The 15,555-nt window shown below is 65.1% G+C and carries 21 protein-coding genes and 1 tRNA gene; 10 read left to right on the top strand and 12 right to left on the bottom strand.

The window, feature by feature from the left end; all coding sequences use genetic code 11:
* The 3 genes from KUL97_RS05895 to KUL97_RS05885 all read right to left on the bottom strand — a co-directional run.
* Window positions 1-325 (bottom strand): S-layer homology domain-containing protein (locus KUL97_RS05895; protein ID WP_217796002.1); only part of this gene is annotated, 325 nt, incomplete at its 3' end.
* A 197-nt stretch (window positions 326-522) separates the two neighbouring features.
* Window positions 523-996: a PPC domain-containing DNA-binding protein gene (locus tag KUL97_RS05890; protein ID WP_217796001.1), complete on the bottom strand. Its 474-nt coding sequence runs from the start codon at window positions 994-996 to the stop codon at window positions 523-525.
* A gap of 644 nt (window positions 997-1,640) precedes the next feature.
* Window positions 1,641-1,946, bottom strand: a complete 306-nt coding sequence (locus KUL97_RS05885; RefSeq protein WP_368656105.1) for a PilZ domain-containing protein — start codon at window positions 1,944-1,946, stop codon at window positions 1,641-1,643.
* A gap of 161 nt (window positions 1,947-2,107) precedes the next feature.
* Here KUL97_RS05885 and KUL97_RS05880 point away from each other — a divergent pair, with 161 nt between their 5' ends.
* Window positions 2,108-3,106, top strand: coding sequence for an NAD(P)-dependent alcohol dehydrogenase (locus KUL97_RS05880; protein ID WP_217795999.1), 999 nt, complete (start codon window positions 2,108-2,110; stop codon window positions 3,104-3,106).
* A 61-nt stretch (window positions 3,107-3,167) separates the two neighbouring features.
* Here the strand turns inward: KUL97_RS05880 and KUL97_RS05875 are convergent, their stop codons facing one another.
* Together KUL97_RS05875 and KUL97_RS05870 are read right to left on the bottom strand one after the other, a co-directional pair.
* Entirely contained in the window at window positions 3,168-3,386 is a 219-nt protein-coding gene (locus tag KUL97_RS05875; RefSeq protein ID WP_217795998.1) for a hypothetical protein, read from the bottom strand.
* 240 nt (window positions 3,387-3,626) lie between these two features.
* Window positions 3,627-3,785, bottom strand: a complete 159-nt coding sequence (locus KUL97_RS05870; protein WP_043717650.1) for a chlorophyll a/b-binding protein — start codon at window positions 3,783-3,785, stop codon at window positions 3,627-3,629.
* Window positions 3,786-4,353: 568 nt separating this feature from the next.
* Between KUL97_RS05870 and KUL97_RS05865 the strand changes: the two genes are divergently transcribed.
* Window positions 4,354-4,554: a hypothetical protein gene (locus KUL97_RS05865; protein WP_217795997.1), complete on the top strand. Its 201-nt coding sequence runs from the start codon at window positions 4,354-4,356 to the stop codon at window positions 4,552-4,554.
* 51 nt (window positions 4,555-4,605) lie between these two features.
* Window positions 4,606-4,788: a hypothetical protein gene (locus KUL97_RS05860; protein WP_217795996.1), complete on the top strand. Its 183-nt coding sequence runs from the start codon at window positions 4,606-4,608 to the stop codon at window positions 4,786-4,788.
* A gap of 307 nt (window positions 4,789-5,095) precedes the next feature.
* Here KUL97_RS05860 and KUL97_RS05855 read toward each other — a convergent pair whose 3' ends face one another.
* The gene (locus tag KUL97_RS05855; RefSeq protein ID WP_217795995.1) at window positions 5,096-5,329 is read right to left on the bottom strand and encodes a hypothetical protein; all 234 of its coding nucleotides are present in this window, start codon (window positions 5,327-5,329) and stop codon (window positions 5,096-5,098) included.
* 116 nt (window positions 5,330-5,445) lie between these two features.
* Here KUL97_RS05855 and KUL97_RS05850 point away from each other — a divergent pair, with 116 nt between their 5' ends.
* From KUL97_RS05850 to KUL97_RS05835, 4 genes are all read left to right on the top strand, one after another.
* The gene (locus KUL97_RS05850; protein WP_217795994.1) at window positions 5,446-5,742 is read left to right on the top strand and encodes a hypothetical protein; all 297 of its coding nucleotides are present in this window, start codon (window positions 5,446-5,448) and stop codon (window positions 5,740-5,742) included.
* Window positions 5,739-6,446 carry a cupin domain-containing protein gene (locus tag KUL97_RS05845; protein WP_217795993.1) on the top strand — a complete coding sequence of 236 codons (708 nt, stop codon included), beginning with the start codon at window positions 5,739-5,741 and terminating at the stop codon, window positions 6,444-6,446. Before KUL97_RS05850 ends, KUL97_RS05845 begins: the two co-directional genes overlap by 4 nt.
* Window positions 6,447-6,470: 24 nt before the next feature.
* Entirely contained in the window at window positions 6,471-6,692 is a 222-nt protein-coding gene (locus KUL97_RS05840) for a hypothetical protein (RefSeq protein WP_217795992.1), read from the top strand.
* 159 nt (window positions 6,693-6,851) lie between these two features.
* Window positions 6,852-8,387: a SulP family inorganic anion transporter gene (locus KUL97_RS05835; RefSeq protein WP_217795991.1), complete on the top strand. Its 1,536-nt coding sequence runs from the start codon at window positions 6,852-6,854 to the stop codon at window positions 8,385-8,387.
* A 3-nt stretch (window positions 8,388-8,390) separates the two neighbouring features.
* On the opposite strand, the gene KUL97_RS05830 is transcribed toward KUL97_RS05835, so the two are convergent.
* Window positions 8,391-9,053: a hypothetical protein gene (locus KUL97_RS05830; RefSeq protein ID WP_217795990.1), complete on the bottom strand. Its 663-nt coding sequence runs from the start codon at window positions 9,051-9,053 to the stop codon at window positions 8,391-8,393.
* Between the two features lie 103 nt (window positions 9,054-9,156).
* Between KUL97_RS05830 and KUL97_RS05825 the strand changes: the two genes are divergently transcribed.
* Window positions 9,157-10,332, top strand: coding sequence for a sirohydrochlorin chelatase (locus tag KUL97_RS05825; protein WP_217795989.1), 1,176 nt, complete (start codon window positions 9,157-9,159; stop codon window positions 10,330-10,332).
* A gap of 339 nt (window positions 10,333-10,671) precedes the next feature.
* Window positions 10,672-10,995: a DUF2811 domain-containing protein gene (locus KUL97_RS13885; protein ID WP_217795988.1), complete on the top strand. Its 324-nt coding sequence runs from the start codon at window positions 10,672-10,674 to the stop codon at window positions 10,993-10,995.
* 155 nt (window positions 10,996-11,150) lie between these two features.
* Here KUL97_RS13885 and KUL97_RS05815 read toward each other — a convergent pair whose 3' ends face one another.
* From KUL97_RS05815 to KUL97_RS05805, 3 genes are all read right to left on the bottom strand, one after another.
* Window positions 11,151-12,785 carry a GMC oxidoreductase gene (locus tag KUL97_RS05815; protein ID WP_217795987.1) on the bottom strand — a complete coding sequence of 545 codons (1,635 nt, stop codon included), beginning with the start codon at window positions 12,783-12,785 and terminating at the stop codon, window positions 11,151-11,153.
* Window positions 12,785-12,958: a hypothetical protein gene (locus KUL97_RS05810; RefSeq protein ID WP_217795986.1), complete on the bottom strand. Its 174-nt coding sequence runs from the start codon at window positions 12,956-12,958 to the stop codon at window positions 12,785-12,787. The genes KUL97_RS05815 and KUL97_RS05810 overlap by 1 nt, the downstream gene beginning before the upstream one ends.
* 100 nt (window positions 12,959-13,058) lie before the next feature.
* Window positions 13,059-13,135: transfer RNA gene (locus KUL97_RS05805), tRNA-Met, on the bottom strand.
* A 107-nt stretch (window positions 13,136-13,242) separates the two neighbouring features.
* On the opposite strand from KUL97_RS05805, the gene KUL97_RS05800 reads away from it, so the two are divergent.
* Window positions 13,243-13,923 (top strand): transaldolase family protein, encoded by a 681-nt coding sequence (locus KUL97_RS05800; protein ID WP_217796069.1) that lies wholly within the window; start codon window positions 13,243-13,245, stop codon window positions 13,921-13,923.
* A gap of 86 nt (window positions 13,924-14,009) precedes the next feature.
* Here KUL97_RS05800 and KUL97_RS05795 read toward each other — a convergent pair whose 3' ends face one another.
* On the bottom strand, window positions 14,010-14,990 hold the full coding sequence (locus KUL97_RS05795; protein ID WP_217795985.1) for an asparaginase: 981 nt from the start codon (window positions 14,988-14,990) through the stop codon (window positions 14,010-14,012).
* 21 nt (window positions 14,991-15,011) lie between these two features.
* A complete protein-coding gene (locus KUL97_RS05790) occupies window positions 15,012-15,545 on the bottom strand; it encodes a CGLD27 family protein (protein ID WP_217795984.1) in 534 nt (177 codons plus the stop codon).
* Window positions 15,546-15,555 lie beyond the last annotated feature (10 nt).

The following is a 15,555-nucleotide window of genomic DNA, read 5'->3' as shown; positions in this document are numbered from 1 at the left end:
GGCAAGCGTTCAGCAGGGCGGCCGCTTCAAAGCGGGTCATCGCACGGCTGCCGCGGTAGGTGCCGTTGGGGTAGCCGGCCACACAGCCGTAGCGCTCGATCAGGTTGCTCAGAGCCTGATAAGCCCAGTCGGTGGGCTGCAGGTCGGAGAACTGGGTGATCGAAGTCACCTGCTCCAGGCTGTTGCGTGATGCACTGGCGCCGTACTGGCTGACGCCAGCGATGTTGAGATCAGCGGCGGATGCAGGCCGGTTGGCGCCAACAGCCAGAGGAGCGATCAGTCCTAAGGCAGCAGGCGCCAGAAGAAGCTTCTGGAACAGGTTCATGGTCCTCATATCAATCGAGGGGGCGAGCCAGATCGAGCCCAGGCCTGAAAATGATAACGGTTCTCGTCGGCTCTGTCTTGGTGCCCTGCTGCGACGATCCGTTTGGTGAACCAGGCCTCCCAGGCGGCTAAGCGCACAAATCTGGAGCTTTTGGCCCTAGCCGCCAACAGCAACAGCTTCGATCGAGACCAAGCTCTTCATTCGACGTGATTGACCCATGTCTCCCCGGCGTTGCTCGGGGGCTTTTGATTGAACACCGGGTTCCCCGATGAGGCGGTTCGGCCGATCACCAGTTCGTCGTACCCGGTGGCGGCGTCATGGCTTCGGCGGAGGCGTTGCTCTGCTGGTACCACAGCGAGCAGGAGTTCCGCGGTGGTGCGCACCAATGAACCGTGGCAAAGGTGCCCGCCCATCACCCGGCCCTGGGCATCTGCAACAACGGCGTGCAGATGGGCGCTATCGTCACTGATCGAACCGGCCAGGCTGAGCAGCTCTAGATCTGCCTCGATCTGTTTGATCTGTTCAGTGCCGGCGTAGCGCAACATCGCCACGGTCAACGAGCCGATACCACTCACCACAAATGCGCCTGGTAAAGCAGCGGCAGTAATGACCTCCTCTAAGCAGAGGCGGAGGTCATCACCGGCGGTGAGCCGTAGGGGGAGCATCGGCATGCCAATGGAGGCCCTAGACATCCTGAGCAGTCATGAGATCACACAACCCAACCTGCTCCTGCCCGGCGTCAAAAGCAATGCGTGTCACTCCCGCTTGCCTGGTGCCATGGACGGGGCGAGTCTGTATGTATCAACCAAGGAGGGCCCGGATGGACGACACGCCACCGCGCCACCAGCAAGAAGCACGCTGACCTCAGGCCCCTGCTCCAACAGTTTTTACCCAGCCGCTGGCTTTCATCTCGTGCCCCTGACTGATTGACACTCCGTTTGCACCGCTGCAGGTGCCCCAGGAGAACCAAGCGCTCACACCTGGAACGTTCGGCCCTAGGTGCCAACGCCAGCAGCTTCGCCTAACGAACGCCATTGGAATGTTGATGAATCCTTGACCCTCTGACGTTGCTCGGGGGGGGGGTGGTGTCTGCCGTTCAAAGCCAATTCAGGGCATGTAGTAGAAGCGCGTCATCATCAGGCCTGGAGACATTCCGCTGTTTTGGCTCTTTGAGGCAGTGTTTCTGATGGCGTTCGGTAGTGTGGTGATGAGGGCGTCATGCTCCACGGGAGATGAGGCAGGGTTTGAGGCCCTGCTTTTTCTTGTTGAGATCAACAGTCGCGCAATCTCGCAGCTTGGTTGTGAAGAGTTGCCTTCAGCAAGCCTGACGCAGGCCTGCAGCTATTTCGATGAGTTCAGCACCAATGGTGGTTGTTCGCTGTTGCTGGCGGCACCAAGCAACGGTTGCCAGATAGGAGCAACGCGTGCCGGGATGATGGATCGCCAGCTGCATCCCAGGTTCCAGCCCACTCACGGTTGCCAGTGAGAGCTTGATGCCCGATGGGCTGTAATCGAGCACCTGGGCACAACGTGAGCCGAACACCGCGCTGTCGACGCTGACATTCCAGGTGCGATGCAACGTTGAACGGGCCTCAGATCTCCGCTCGTCATGGATATCCACGTGGGCCTCCGCTCTGCAGTCTTCTGTTTGTGCTCTAGGCCGGCTTGCCAAAGAAAAGCAAGAGGATTTCTGCTCAGCTGAGATCTTGGAGTTATCTTCGCTGCCCCAGTGGCGCCATGGGGCCTGAGGCTTGTAGAAAGAAGATGTGATGCCGTTGCGTTGTGTCAATCACTGTCTGGCAGGCTCAGGAAGCAGGCGGACGGCTCGAGCGCGCTGAGCGCCCGATGCTCGAGCCGTCCGCCAATGAGCTGGTGATGGAGGTGCTGCACTGCGGCCTCTGCCACAGCGACCTCTCGATGCTCGACAACCATTGGGGGATCAGCGACTACCCATTGGTCCCCGGCCATGAGGTGGTGGGTCGGGTCGTTCGCGTTGGTGAGGGTGTTGACCCCGGCGTGATCGGTCAGCTGCGCGGTCTGGGCTGGATCAGCGGCAGCTGCTGCCATTGCCCCCAGTGCCTGGGCGGCACCGGCAACCTCTGTGGGTCGCTGGAGGCCACGATCGTGGGCCGTCAGGGTGGCTTTGCCAGCCACGTCACCGCCCGTCAGGACTGGGCGATTCCTCTGCCGGAGGGGATGGATCCAGCTGCGGCTGGTCCGCTGTTCTGCGGTGGGATCACGGTGTTTGCGCCGTTGATCGATGAGGCGGTGTCACCAACGGCGCACGTGGCCGTGATTGGGATCGGCGGGCTGGGTCATATGGCTCTGCAATTCGCGCGGGCCTGGGGCTGTGAAGTCACCGCTCTCACCACCAACCTCAGCAAGGCGGAGGAAGCCAAGCGCTTTGGTGCTCATCATGTGCAATTGCTCGAGCGCCTCCCTGATCTGGCTGGTCGGTTTGATCTCGTGATCAATACGGTGAATCCTGCTCTCGATTGGGGTGCGGTGATGGGGGCTCTGGCCCCGCGAGGTCGCCTGCATCAGCTCGGTGTTGTGCTCGATCCGATTCAGGTCAATGCGAATGATCTGATCACGGCGCGGCGCTCGATCACTGGCAGCCCTACATCCTCACCGGCGAGCTTGTTGAAGATGGTGGATTTCTGCGTGCGTCATGACATTCGCCCTCAGGTGGAGCGTTTGCCAATGGACCGCATCAATGAGGCGATTGAACGCTTGCGCCGCGGCGATGTGCGCTATCGCTTTGTGCTCGATGCGGTGTAGCTCGCCTCAATAGCGGCTCGATCAGTCTGATTTCACGCTTCTGTGGCAGTCACCTGCGCTACTACTCCAATGCTGGCTTGACTTCACTCACTCGCTTATAGGGCGGTGGGGTGAGATGCATCAGTTGGGCCGCATAGTCCTCGGTGAACGCCGCTTGCATCTGCCAGGCCCGTAACAGGGTTTTGGCGACGGATCGCAGCTGTTCGATGTCATCGCAGCTCTCGATGGCACGCTCTTGCATCGCAATCGCGAATTGCCGGCTGAGAGAGGTCTCTTTCATGGTGAGGAGCAGTGTCTTGCTTGAACGTTGAACAAGTTGGATGACCCACTGATCAATACGTCAGCGCCCTGTTTGCCCGAGGCTCGACCAAAGCCAAGCTCCCAGGCATGACACCGCCGCACCGAACGCAAGAAACGCAATCAGCAGGTCGGAGCGTTCCATCCGCTCAGGCTGCGGTGCGGTCAACAAGGGCTGTGACCAGCCAGGCCGTGATCAGCAGAGCGGGAATCATCAGGTTCATCAGCCCAGACCCAGCTGGCCGAGGATGCCCTTGCCGCTCAGCGCCTCGGTGGCGATGGCGATCACGAACCCAAGCATGGCCAGGCGGCCATTGAGGGATTCAGCAAAGGGGACAAAGCCCGTGCGCTGGTAAGGGATCTTGAAGTCAGAGCTGGCCATGGCGGTCAAGCATTCGTTACGAAGCTTAATGCGTTTTGTGGTGACCGTGTCGGCCGCCTTGCGCGGCCTTGTGCTCTGGTGGCGACTCAAAGGTGGGGCTGCCAGTTGTTGAGCCTCGAGAGCCGATCAGCAACTTGGAGTAAGAGGCCCCCGGCGCTTCATGATGTGCCGCTGGAGCCCGCGCCTGCAGCGCGTTCAACCGCCGTGTCGTGATGGACCATCTGAACGCAGGCACCGTGCAGTTGGGCCTATTTGCTCTGGTCTTTGGTGGTTTGCAGGTCTGGTGGATCAGCAGCACGCTGCGAGGCAGGCGCCTGGCCAGGCCGATGCATGAGCAGGAGTTCAAGCGGAGCCTGGAGAGAATCTGGGCTCGGGATCAGCAACGCCGGTGAGCCCAGCCGTGCCGTGCTTTTGTTTGTTGCATGGCACCACCCACCTGAGCCATGACCGAGCGGTGCTCGTTTCACGGGCCAGGCGTGGTCATCACCCCCTGGTTTGTCTTCACAGCGGGCATCGGGCTGCACTCCTCACACCGCAGCCCACCCCATTCACCGGTCGGAGCCCATCCGTGACAGCGTTTTCCGTGTTCTTCTGCGATCAGGAGCGCTGCAGCATCCAGCCGGTGCGGGCGATGGATCCCGAGCACGCCATCGCCCAGGTGCGCACGCAGGTGCCGCAACTGCGCCGCGTGGCCGTCATTCCCGATGAACTGCTCGAGGGTGTGGATCCGCAGCAGCTGCTGCAGGAGTGGATCCAGGCCAGCGTCTGAGGCGCTGTCCAGCGGCGATTGAGGTGTATTCGGCAGCAACCCGGCTTGCCCATGGAGCCCCCCGAGGATCTCGAGCTCGCCAAACAACCCAACCTGCCCCCGCTCGGGCCTCAAGGCAATGCGTGTAAATCCCGATTGCGCGGCGCCCTTGGGCGGCGCGATGGTGTGTGCATCAACCAAGGAGGCGCCCGGATGGACGACACGCCACCCCGCTACCTGTCAGAAGCACGCTGACTGAAGGCCCCTGCTCCAACAGTCTTCACCCAACCGTGGGCAGGTCGTTCAGCTGGGCATGAGGAGGAATGGCATGAATCGCCGCCTCCGCCTGTGCGCCTGACTGATCGACACTCCGTTTGCACCGCGCTAGGTGCCCCAGGAGACCCAAACAGCCCGCACCTGGAACGTTCGGCCCCAGGCGCCAACGCCAGCAGCTTCGCCCAGCGAACGACCACGATTTCACGATTGATTGCTTCATGACCCCTGGGCGAATCGCTCAGGGGTTTTTGATGTGTGTGTTGCGATCAGCTCTGCGATCAGCTCATCACCGCTGGCGCGCTTGTAATTCGCGGCAATAGGTAAGCCAGCCCGCGATCCCACCGCCCGCTTCGTCGGCTTTCAGAGGAGGCAAGCCGAGCAGGTGCACCGCCTCGGCTCGGCTGATCTCCAAGCGTTCATGCCGGCGGCAGATCGTCAGCTGCTCCTCGATGGAGAGTCGCGGCTGGCTGGCCCGGCTGCAGGCGCTGAGCGCACTCGCTACGGCCACCAGGGCCGCCAACCAGCCTGCGGTTGCTTGTGATGAACGGGCGTGGCGCAATGGAAAGGCTTGTTCCATGTCCACATCCCTAACCCCTGGCCCAGCGCGCCAGAGTGCGCTCCCGTGCCGCCTCCGCCATGACGCCCACCCGTGAGCAGATCCTTGCCGCCTCGGCCGGTTGGGTGGCGGTGCTGCTGAATGTGGTGCCAGGCCTGGGTGCCGGCTACCTCTACCAACGCCGCTGGAGGGCCTACTGGATCACCTCAGCGATTGCCACGGCGTGGTTTGTGGCCGGGGCGCTGCTGGGGCAGGACGCCGATGCCGCCGCCGAAGCGCAGAACCAGCTGGTGGGCTTGATCGGCCTGTTGCTGTTGGCTGGGGTGAGCGCCACGGAGGCGGGCTTGGCGGTGAAGCGGGTGCGTGAGAACGGATGAGCGGGGCCAAGACGCAGCAGCAGCCCGTTCTTGCGCTCCATGGCGATTGGCGTGAAGCGGTGGCGGTGAATAGCGCCGCCTTGCCTTGGGCGGCCTCGCCAGCGCCCGGGGTGGAGCGGCGCCTGTTGGAGCGCCTCGGCGGTGAGGTGGCCCGAGCCACCTCAGTGGTGCGCTACGCCCCGGGCAGCCAGTTCGCCCAGCACAGCCACGGCGGCGGCGAGGAACTCCTCGTGCTCAAGGGCACGCTGGCGGATGAGCAAGGCACCTACCCAGCGGGCACCTATCTGCGCAATCCACCCGGCTCGGCCCACGCCCCCGGTAGCCGCGAGGGCTGCACTCTGTTGGTGAAGCTCCAGCAGATGCATCCCGACGATCGGCAGCGGGTGGTGATCGACACGCGATCGGCCGCCTGGCATCCGGGCCTGGTGAAGGGGCTCGAGGTGCTGCCCTTGCATGGCTTTGGCAGTGAGCAGGTGGCGCTGGTGCGCTGGGCGCCCGGCACCCAGTTCCAGGCCCACAGCCATCCCGGCGGCGAGGAGATCTTCGTGATCGAGGGCGTGTTTCAAGACGAGCACGGCATCTATCCCGCCGGCAGTTGGTTGCGCAATCCACCGGGCAGCGTGCACCGCCCCTGGAGTGAAGCCGGCTGCACGATCTGGGTGAAAACCGGTCATTTGCCGGCCACGACAGGCCCCTTGGGCTAAGCCCGAAGGAGAGGCTCTACTCGGATGAAAGCTCTACTGCTCAGTTGTTTCCTGCTGGTTGCTGCTCCGGCGGCCATGGCCGAACCGCTGCCGCCGCCGCTGGAGCCGCCCCCGGCGGCGGCCGAATCCACCTCAAATCCCGGGTTTGCTTCCGATGTGGAGGTGGCCCTCGACGATCTCACCCGCCTGCAATGCGGACTGCTTGGGCTGCTGCTGATCAACTCCCAGCCCTGCCCAGTGCCGTGAACCCAGAACAGCTGCAGAGCCTGCAGGTGTTGGCGCTGGCCTTGGTGCCCATAGCGCTGATCTGGTGGGCGTGGCTGCGGTTGCTGCGTTGAGATCAGGCCGGTTGGGGTGATCGGTGCTCACTGATAGGGTCCGGCCAGCGGGCGTGGTGATGCGTTGATGGTTTCCCTCAAGCAATGGTGGGACCGGCCCCACCGCGACATCCTCTCAGGATTGGTGGTGGCCTTCGCGATGATCCCGGAGGCGATCGCCTTCTCGGGCATCGCCGGCGTGGATCCGCGGGTGGGCCTGTTCGGGGCGTTTCTGCTGTCGGTGACGCTCGCGATCGTGGGTGGCCGCACCGCGATGATCACCTCCGCCACCGGCTCCACCGCCCTGTTGATGACGGGCTTGGTGCAGCAGGGCAACGGCCTGGGTGAGGGCATGGGCCTGCAGTACCTGCTCGCGGCGGGCATCCTCACCGGCGTGCTGCAAATTGCCTGGGGCTATCTGCGCCTGGCGCACCAGATGCGGTTCGTGCCGCAGCCGGTGATGGCGGGATTCGTGAATGCGCTGGCGATCCTGATCTTTCTGGCACAGCTGCCCCAGCTGGGCCTGGATGTGTTCCACCCCGAAAAGGTGGTGGTGTCTGGCGCTCAGCTGCCGGCGGTGTGGGGCTTGATGGCGCTCACCCTGGTGATCATCTATCTGCTGCCGCGCTTCACCACCGCTGTGCCGTCGGCGCTGGTGGCGATCCTGATCACCACGGGGCTCTCGATCCAGCTCGGGCTGGATTTGCCCACGGTGGCCAGCCTTGGCACCCTGCCGGATGGTCTGCCGCAGCTGGGTCTGCCCCAGGTGCCGTTCAACTTCGAAACCCTCGGGCTGATCCTGCCCACGGCCCTGGCGATCTCGCTGGTGGGCCTGATGGAAACCTTCCTCACCCAAGACATCCTCGACGACATCACCGACAGCTCCAGCCACAAGAACGCCGAAGCGCGCGGCCAGGGCATCGGCAACATCGTGAGTTCGCTGTTCGGCGGCATGGCCGGCTGTGCGTTGGTGGGTCAGTCGGTGATGAATGTGGGCTACGGCGGCCGCACCCGCCTCTCCACGCTCACCTCAGGCGTGAGCCTGCTGGCGATGATCCTGTTGGCCAGCCAGTGGGTGAATCAGATCCCGATGGCCACGCTCGTGGGCGTGATGATCATGATTGCGATCAACACCGCCAACTGGGGCTCGATCAGTGGCATCCGCCGCATCCCCAAGAGCGACACGGCCGTGATGCTGCTCACCGTGGTGGTGACCGTGCTGACCCACAACCTGGCGGTGGGTCTGATCTCCGGTGTGGCCTTGGCCGGCATCCTGTTCAGCCGCAAGGTGGCCAAGGTGATCGAGGTGAGCAGCGAGGAGCTGGCGCCGGATCACCGGCTCTACCGGGTGCGCGGGCAGCTGTTTTTCGTGAGCAGCATCTACTTCCGCCAGGGCTTTGAGCTGCATGAGCACCCGGCCCGGGTGTCGATCGATATGGCGGAGGCCCACATCTGGGATCAGAGCGGTGTCACCGCCCTCGACCAGGTGATTCGCCGCCTCAAGCTTGGAGGGAGCTCGGTGGAGGTGGTGAACCTCAATACCGAGAGCACCAACCTGTTCGCGCTCATCGGTGTTGCCGAAGAGGCAGGTGGCCGCGGCGGGGAGCTGGCGGCGGGGCACTGAGCCTCAGGGCATCCAGTCGGCCGGGGGCTCTGGCTTATCGGTGTCCTTCAGCGAGGGGAACAGCTCGCGGATCGCAGTGGTGATGCGCGCACGGGCTTCCTGGCGGAAGGCCTCAGCAGCATCAGCGCTGAGCACTGGGTAGCTGGTGTCGGTGTTGCCGTCGCCGCGCAGGGGTTTCCAGCTGGTTTTCTCGCGCTGCTTGAGCTCTTCGAGCGGTGCCACGAAATCGAAGCTGGCAGTGCGGCCGCTGGCTGCGGCCTGGGCCACCAGTTGCTCGCGAATCGGCAGCAGCTCCTTGGCCTTGAGCGTGTCGGGCAGGCCCAGCACCGGCTCGTAGTAATCGATGGTGCGCAGCTCCTCCTGCAGCACGATGGGCCAAGCGCCCACTTCTCCTTCGCTCAGCGGCGCAGATTGCATCGCCTCGAGGTAGAAGGCCAGCCAGCGGTAGTGCGACTTGTCTTGGGTGCGTTTCTTCTCAGAGCCCTTGGCCACGATCTTGGGCAGGGCGGCTTCGGCCTTGCGCAGGAACTGGCGGTCTTCCCGCTCCAGGTTGATCGCGCCCCAGCGCTGGCGGTATTCCCACAGCTCCTCGTAGCGGCGCACGTCTTCAGCGCTCCAGCCCAGCTCCTTCAGTTCACCGGCGCGGTTGCTTTCTCCTTTCTGCACGGGTGGATTGATTGTTTGGAGGCACCCTAGGTGGTGGCTCTTCCTGGACTGATCAGGGCTGGATTGTGTTGTGCCGATAGGGTCGGTTCAGGAATGTGTTCCCATGAGCAACCCCGCGCCGCAGCTTCATGTCGATGCTGGTCTTAGCGCCATTGAGGGCGGCCCGATCGGGGTGTTGATCTGCGGCCACGGCAGCCGAAACCGGCAGGCGGTGGGTGAGTTTGCGCAGCTGGCGGAGGGTTTGCGGTCCAAGCTGCCCGGGGTGCCGGTGGAATACGGCTATCTGGAGTTTGCGCGGCCGATCCTGCGCGATGGCCTCGAGAGTCTGCAGGCGCAAGGCGTGAAGCGGGTCCTGGCGGTGCCGGGAATGTTGTTCGCCGCCGGCCACGCCAAAAACGACATCCCCTCGGTGCTCAATACCTTCAGCGCTGAATCGGGTTTGCGGATCGATTACGGCCGCGAGCTGGGGGTCGACCTGAGCATGATTCAGGCCGCCGGCGCCCGGATTCGCGAGGCCCTCAATGCCTCTGATGCCGCCGCGGTGGGCCGTGGGGAAGCGCCGGTGCCCCTCAGCGACACGCTGCTGGTGGTTGTGGGGCGCGGTTCGTCGGATCCCGATGCCAACTCCAACGTGTCAAAGGTGGCGCGGATGTTGGTCGAGGGCTTCGGGTTTGGCTGGGGTGAAACCGTGTATTCGGGGGTCACCTTCCCGCTGGTGGAACCCGGCCTGCGCCATGCCGTGAAGCTCGGCTTTCGCCGCATCGTGGTGTTCCCTTACTTCCTCTTCTCGGGGGTGTTGGTGAGTCGCATCCGCCAGCACACGCAGTTGGTGGCATCGGATCACCCGGAGCTGGAGTTTGTGGAGGCCAGCTACCTCGGTGATCACCCGCTGGTGATCAACACCTTCCTGGAGCGGGTGCAGGAGGTGGTGCGCGGTGAGACGCAGATGAACTGCTCCCTCTGCAAATACCGCGCCCAGGTGCTTGGCTTTGAAACCGAGGTAGGTGCCCCCCAGCAAAGCCACCACCACCACGTGGAGGGCCTGGTGGAGGCCTGCACGCTCTGCGAGCACGAGTGCACGGGGGCCTGTCAGCCCGATGGCATCCCGATTCCGCTGGGGCATAGCCATGGGCATGACCACAGCCACGACCATGGCCATCACGACCACGCGCATGACCACGGCCACACCCATGCGCCGTATCCCCATGCCGATCACCCGCTCGGACCGCGCACGCTTTACAAACCGCGGCCGAAACCGGAAGACAACCGGGGGGTTTGAGCGGCTCAACCGTCTCGGTTGCGGGCTGGTCGCACGAGACACGCAGCCATAAGCCCTGCTGATCGTTTCGGGGTTTCCCCAAGGTTGCCGCCTTTTCCCCAGTCCGAGCTGCTGTTTTCCACAGGCGCTGGGCGCTCCCGGCTTGTGAGAGCGCTCCTCTGGGGATTGCGCCATTTCGTTCAGGTTGCGCTTGACAGCCTTGCGCCCATGGCTAGAGCGCGTTAGCCGCTCGTCGGTGCGGCGCTGCGGGGAGCTGCTGCGGCGGGCTGTCTCGCTGCGTCTCGGGGTGGTTTTGAGCTGCATCTGCCCCTTTGACGCGGCCCGCTCCGGTGTGGATTGATGGCAGCACCGACGCATGGAGATCGCTTGGAGCCGGAGCAGCAGGTGCAACTGGAGCCAGCCCAGGCAGCGGGCGCCCGCGACCACCTCAGCCGTTGCCTCGAGCAGGACGACGCCACCGGTGCTGCCCGCATCAGCCTGGAGGCCGAGGTGCCTGAAGCCCTGTTTGACGGCATGCGCGCGTTTCTCAGCAGCCGCCCCGAGTGGGATCAATACCGCGTGATCACCTCCGCCCTGGCCGGGTTTCTGTTTCAAAACGGTTGCGGCGATCGCTGCGTGGCGCAGCACTATCTCAATGGCCTATTCATGAAGCCCGGCGAGTGATCTGCGTCGGATCGCAGCACACAAAAAAGCGGGAGTGCCGAGCTCCCGCCTGGTGTTTCTCCCTTGCCCGACCCGTTGAAAGGTCGCCTGCATAGTGTGCGGGGTGCCAAACACCACCGATGTGGTGGTTGCAACCAAACCACGGGCTCCGTCAGCTAAAGCTCACCGCGTTTCAGGGCCTCAGCGGCATGGGCGCAGGCGCGCCAGCTCAGGGCCATGGTGGTGAGCGTGGGGCTCTGCCAGCCGGCGCTCGGCCAGGCGCTGCCGTCGCACACCAGCAGGTTGGGGGTGCGCCAGAGCTGGTTCCAGTGGTTGAGCACCCCTTGCGCTTCGCTGGCGGCCATCGGGGCGCCCCCCAGCTCGTGGATGTAGTAGCCGGGTGGTGCGGCACCGGGCGCCATCGCCAGGCTGCCGCGCACCAGCGGCTCGATCAGCGGCATCACAAACAGATCCGCCAGCGGCGCGATCCGGCCGCCTGCGCTGTCCACCACCGCCTGCATACGCGCCTGCATGTGCTCCACCATCCGCTGCTCGTTGGCGCTCCAGCGGCAGTGGATATGGGCGATGGGGATGCCCCAGGCATCCGTGCGCTCGCCGTGGAGGCTCACGCCGTTCTCCGGGCGGCTGAGCACCTCGCCATGGCCGATCAGGAAGCCCACGGCGGCGTTGCGTTGCCGCTTGAGCAGTTGCGGAGGGTCGAAGCGCTGGATGCCGCACCAGAGGCCGTAGCCGCGCCGAAAGGAGGTGGTGTCGCTCCCGGGTGTGCCGAGGTTCACGGTGTTGGGGATGAAGCAGCTGCCGGCCCCCGAGAGTTCCGTGGCGCCCGGTGTTGGCTGCTCCGGCAGTGCAAAGAAGCAACTGGCCGACACGTGATCCATCAGCCCCTGCCCCAGCAGGCCGCTCACCTCCTCAAGACCGCCCACCTGTTGGGAATGGAGCAGCAGCCGCAGGCTCTCGATCGTGGAGGCGCAGAGCACCACTAGCGGCGCTTCGCTGCGCTGGCGCTGCCGGGTGCGCCCGTGGATCCACTCAACCCCGGTGGCCCGCCCGCTGCGCGGATCCACCTGCACGTGGCTCACCACCGCCTCGCTCTGCAGCTGCACCCGCCCCGTGGCAAGAGCCGCCTTCAGGGCTCCGCCCTGGGAGCAGGAGCGCGGCCAGGGACCATCGGCGGGGCGGCGCAGCGCAAAGCCCCGCGAGGGAATCAGGGGTAAATCCAGATCGCGCTGGATGCAGCGCTGGAGATGCTGTTCAGCCGGGGTGAGCGCCAGGGCGGGCTTGGGGGCGCCGCTGGGGTCGGGCAGTTGCGGCAGGCCATCGCACTGGCCATGGATCTGCAGCAGTGCTTCGAGGCGTGTGTAGTAAGGGGCGAGATCGGCATGGCGGATCGGCCAGCTCGCACCATGGCCATCGCGCTCCGCGGCTTGAAATTCAGCGTCGGAGAGGCGCAGGGTGATGCCGCCCCAGGTGAGGCTTTTGCCGCCCACCTGCCGGCCGCGGGTCCAGAGGAAGGGCTGCCCGTCTGGGGTGCTGTAGGGGTTCTCCCACTCGTTCACGTAGAGATCGGGGTTGGCCTTCCAGTAGCCGGGGTGCTGGGCGGCCAGGCTCTGGCGCCCGCTGCTCACGGCGGCCAGTCGCTTGAGGCTGTTGGCCGGTTCGCTGCCAAAGGCCCGCGGGGCGCTGAGCTCGGGGCCGGCTTCGAGCACCAGGACCCTCAGTCCTGCTTCCGCCAGGGCCAGGGCCGCCACGCCACCGCTGGCGCCGCTGCCCACCACGATCGCGTCGGCCATCAGGAGGGTGTGGCGGTGCGCTCGCTGGTTGCGCTCGCGATCAGGCTGCGCAAGGCGAGCAGTCCATCACCGATCAGGTCAACGCTCAGCCACACCAGTGCTGCCGCGAGGATCAGCGGATGGGTGGCGGCGGCTTTGTCGGCGAGCGAGGTGGTGGTGGGTGCGCTGTCCATGGGCTTGCGGAGTGGAACGCCGAACGAGCAATCGCAAGGGGGGCGATCTCAGAACATCAAAAAGCCCCGACCGATCTTGCGATGGCCGGGGCTTTTGGTGTGGTGGCGGGGGGCGGATTTGAACCACCGACCTTCGGGTTATGAGCCCGACGAGCTACCAGACTGCTCTACCCCGCGGCGACCCAAGAACTATACATCGCAGGGTGTCTGGGCTGCTTGTGTTCGTGATGGACGGCAGCATGGGATCCGCTGTACGTGGCTGTGATGCGGCAGCGCCCCCGCCGATGGCCTTGCGTCTGCTCCTCGACAGTGCCGATCCCAGCGCCTGGGCTGAATGGCTGCCCTCCGGTCTGTTCCGCGGTGTCACCACCAACCCCACGCTGCTGCGCCGCGCCGCCCAGCCCTGCAACCTCGAACATCTCGCCGGGCTCACGGCTCGGGCCCTGGAGCTGGGGGTGCAGGAGCTGCACCTGCAGGCCTGGGGCACTGATCTGCTCGCCTGCGGTCGCGCCCTGGCGAAGCTCGCTCCAGGCCGCATCTGGGTGAAGCTGCCGGTCACCCGCGCCGGTGCCGCTGCCGCGGGAGCCTTGATCGCAGAGGGCTGCCCCATCACCTTCACCGCCTGCTACGAACCCGCCCAGGTGCTCCTGGCTTCCGCCCTCGGCGCCGATTACATCGCTCCCTACCTCGGCCGCATCAGCGACCAGGGCCGCGATGGCCACGCCGAGCTCACCCGCATGCAGCGGATCGTTGAGACCCTCAACCGGGAGGATCCCGATGGGCCGGCTGCCGCCCCGCTGCGGCTACTGGTGGCCAGCCTGCGCTCCCCCAGCGATCTGGCCCGCCTTGCGGCTGAAGGGCTCGACACGTTCACCATCAGCCCTGCCATCGCCGAAGCCCTGTTCGCTGTGGAGCCCACCCTCGCGGCGGCTGCCCAGTTCGAGCGCGACGCCGCAGGCACCTGAATCACGGGCGTCCATGGGTGGGCTCACATTGCGCCAGATGTGGGCGCACCTGCGGACAGCCCCCGGAAGGATGGGCCCGGCCGGGTTCAGCGACCGTTGTCGAAGCGCAGTTCGCCGCTCACCTCAAGCTTCACGCCTTCGTTGGGGTGGAGGAACTGCTGACCGAGCTCCTCGAGGGTCATCGGCGTGAGCCACTCGAGCTGTTGCATCAGGTGCAGAGCCACAGCGTGTTTGGCGCGGCTGGCGCCGTCTTCCACCTTGATGGCGAGGCCCAGGCCTTCGCCCACGCGGCTGAGGCACTGGATGCCTTCGGCGCCCCCTTTGCTCAGCACTTGGCCGTGGCCGCTGCGCATCACCACCGTGTCGAAGCGGCCTTCGCCGGCCACCAGATCGGGGTGGGCAAGCATCGCCCGGCTCAACCGCTCCAGTTCCGGCTGCTCGCTGGCGCCCAGGTGGGCGAAGAGCAGCGCCATCTGGGAGAGCTGTAGCTGCAGGGTGGGGGCGCCGCAGTCGTCGCGGGCGGCCAGCAATTCAGCGGCGGGCATCCCGAGCAGTTCGCCCACCCGCTTGACCACCTGCTGCTGCAGGGGGTGATCCAGCTGCAGGTAGCTCTCCAGCGGCCACTGCATGCGTTTGCAGGTGGCCAGGAAGGCGGCGTGTTTGCCCGAGCAGTTGTGCTCCAGCGGGCTTTGGCGGCCCTTTGGCGTAGGGCACTGCAATTGCTCGCTTTCGAGATCCGATTTCCACAGGATCTTGAAGGCTTCACGGGCCTGTTCGGCTTCTCCGGCGTGGGAGGCGCAGGCGATCGCCAGGGCGCGGTCGTCGTGGTTGCCCTGATCGGCGGCGCCGCTGCTCACGAACACCTGGGCCTGGAAGGGCTTGAGCGCCGAGCGGATGAAGCTGAGTTGTTGGGGATCGCCGGCGCGCATCAGCACCCGGCCGCGCTGGTCACACACCACCGCATGCACCCGGTGCAGCGACTCATGGATGCCATTGCGGGTGAGACGCACCTCGAGGGGCGGCACGCTTGGGCGTCCGCTGGTTCCGAAGCTGCTCGAGAAGCTCATGCAGGGCTCAGGCCCGATCGCTCAAAGAGCCTGACAGAGGCTCGCCCCCACCAGCATCAGTGCGGCAATGATCGCCATGGCTTGCTGCAGCCGCCAGAGCACAGGCTTCACCTCGTGGGTGGCCACCAGCAGATCCTGTTGGCGCCACTCCACCGGCTTCTCCCAAACCTGTCCGTCGTACCAGCCCGATTCCTCGTATTCCACCGAGGTGGCCATCAAGCGGCGCTGCAGGGTGGTCCAGCCCAGCCATTGCCGCACCAGCAGCAACATCGGCACCACCAGGCCCGCCACCGCACCCGCTACCACCAGCTGGGGCAAGTTGTGGCGCAGGGGCACGCTGCCGCTGGCCACAAGCATGGTGAGCGGCAGCACGATCAGCCAGGCGCGAATCAGCGGCGTGGCCAAACCCCGATCGCCGTTATGCGGCCATACGAAAAACCAGCTGGCCTGCAGCTCCTTGTATTGCTCTAGGGGTCGTTGCTCCCGCGGCACCGGACACACCGTTGAGCGGAGGTTTGGTGCGCTCCGATCACGCGCTGGTTCGTTGCCGGCCATCGGGGCCCGG

This window comes from Synechococcus sp. HK05 (assembly GCF_019104765.1).
Lineage (GTDB): Bacteria > Cyanobacteriota > Cyanobacteriia > PCC-6307 > Cyanobiaceae > Vulcanococcus.
Note: the sequence above shows the minus strand (reverse complement) of the source record. Positions and strands in the feature narration are given on the sequence as shown.

Bases quoted from the DNA above. Each gene is read 5' to 3' on its own strand.
- KUL97_RS05890 (WP_217796001.1), bottom strand. From the start codon at position 996: ATGCCGATGCTCCCCCTACGGCTCACCGCCGGTGATGACCTCCGCCTC.
- KUL97_RS05875 (WP_217795998.1), bottom strand. From the start codon at position 3,386: ATGAAAGAGACCTCTCTCAGCCGGCAATTCGCGATTGCGATGCAAGAG.
- KUL97_RS05870 (WP_043717650.1), bottom strand. From the start codon at position 3,785: ATGGCCAGCTCTGACTTCAAGATCCCTTACCAGCGCACGGGCTTTGTC.
- KUL97_RS05860 (WP_217795996.1), top strand. From the start codon at position 4,606: ATGGAGCCCCCCGAGGATCTCGAGCTCGCCAAACAACCCAACCTGCCC.
- KUL97_RS05850 (WP_217795994.1), top strand. From the start codon at position 5,446: ATGACGCCCACCCGTGAGCAGATCCTTGCCGCCTCGGCCGGTTGGGTG.
- KUL97_RS05845 (WP_217795993.1), top strand. From the start codon at position 5,739: ATGAGCGGGGCCAAGACGCAGCAGCAGCCCGTTCTTGCGCTCCATGGC.
- KUL97_RS05840 (WP_217795992.1), top strand. From the start codon at position 6,471: ATGAAAGCTCTACTGCTCAGTTGTTTCCTGCTGGTTGCTGCTCCGGCG.
- KUL97_RS05835 (WP_217795991.1), top strand. From the start codon at position 6,852: ATGGTTTCCCTCAAGCAATGGTGGGACCGGCCCCACCGCGACATCCTC.
- KUL97_RS05825 (WP_217795989.1), top strand. From the start codon at position 9,157: ATGAGCAACCCCGCGCCGCAGCTTCATGTCGATGCTGGTCTTAGCGCC.
- KUL97_RS13885 (WP_217795988.1), top strand. From the start codon at position 10,672: ATGGCAGCACCGACGCATGGAGATCGCTTGGAGCCGGAGCAGCAGGTG.
- KUL97_RS05815 (WP_217795987.1), bottom strand. From the start codon at position 12,785: ATGGCCGACGCGATCGTGGTGGGCAGCGGCGCCAGCGGTGGCGTGGCG.
- KUL97_RS05810 (WP_217795986.1), bottom strand. From the start codon at position 12,958: ATGGACAGCGCACCCACCACCACCTCGCTCGCCGACAAAGCCGCCGCC.
- KUL97_RS05800 (WP_217796069.1), top strand. From the start codon at position 13,243: ATGGCCTTGCGTCTGCTCCTCGACAGTGCCGATCCCAGCGCCTGGGCT.
- KUL97_RS05795 (WP_217795985.1), bottom strand. From the start codon at position 14,990: ATGAGCTTCTCGAGCAGCTTCGGAACCAGCGGACGCCCAAGCGTGCCG.
- KUL97_RS05790 (WP_217795984.1), bottom strand. From the start codon at position 15,545: ATGGCCGGCAACGAACCAGCGCGTGATCGGAGCGCACCAAACCTCCGC.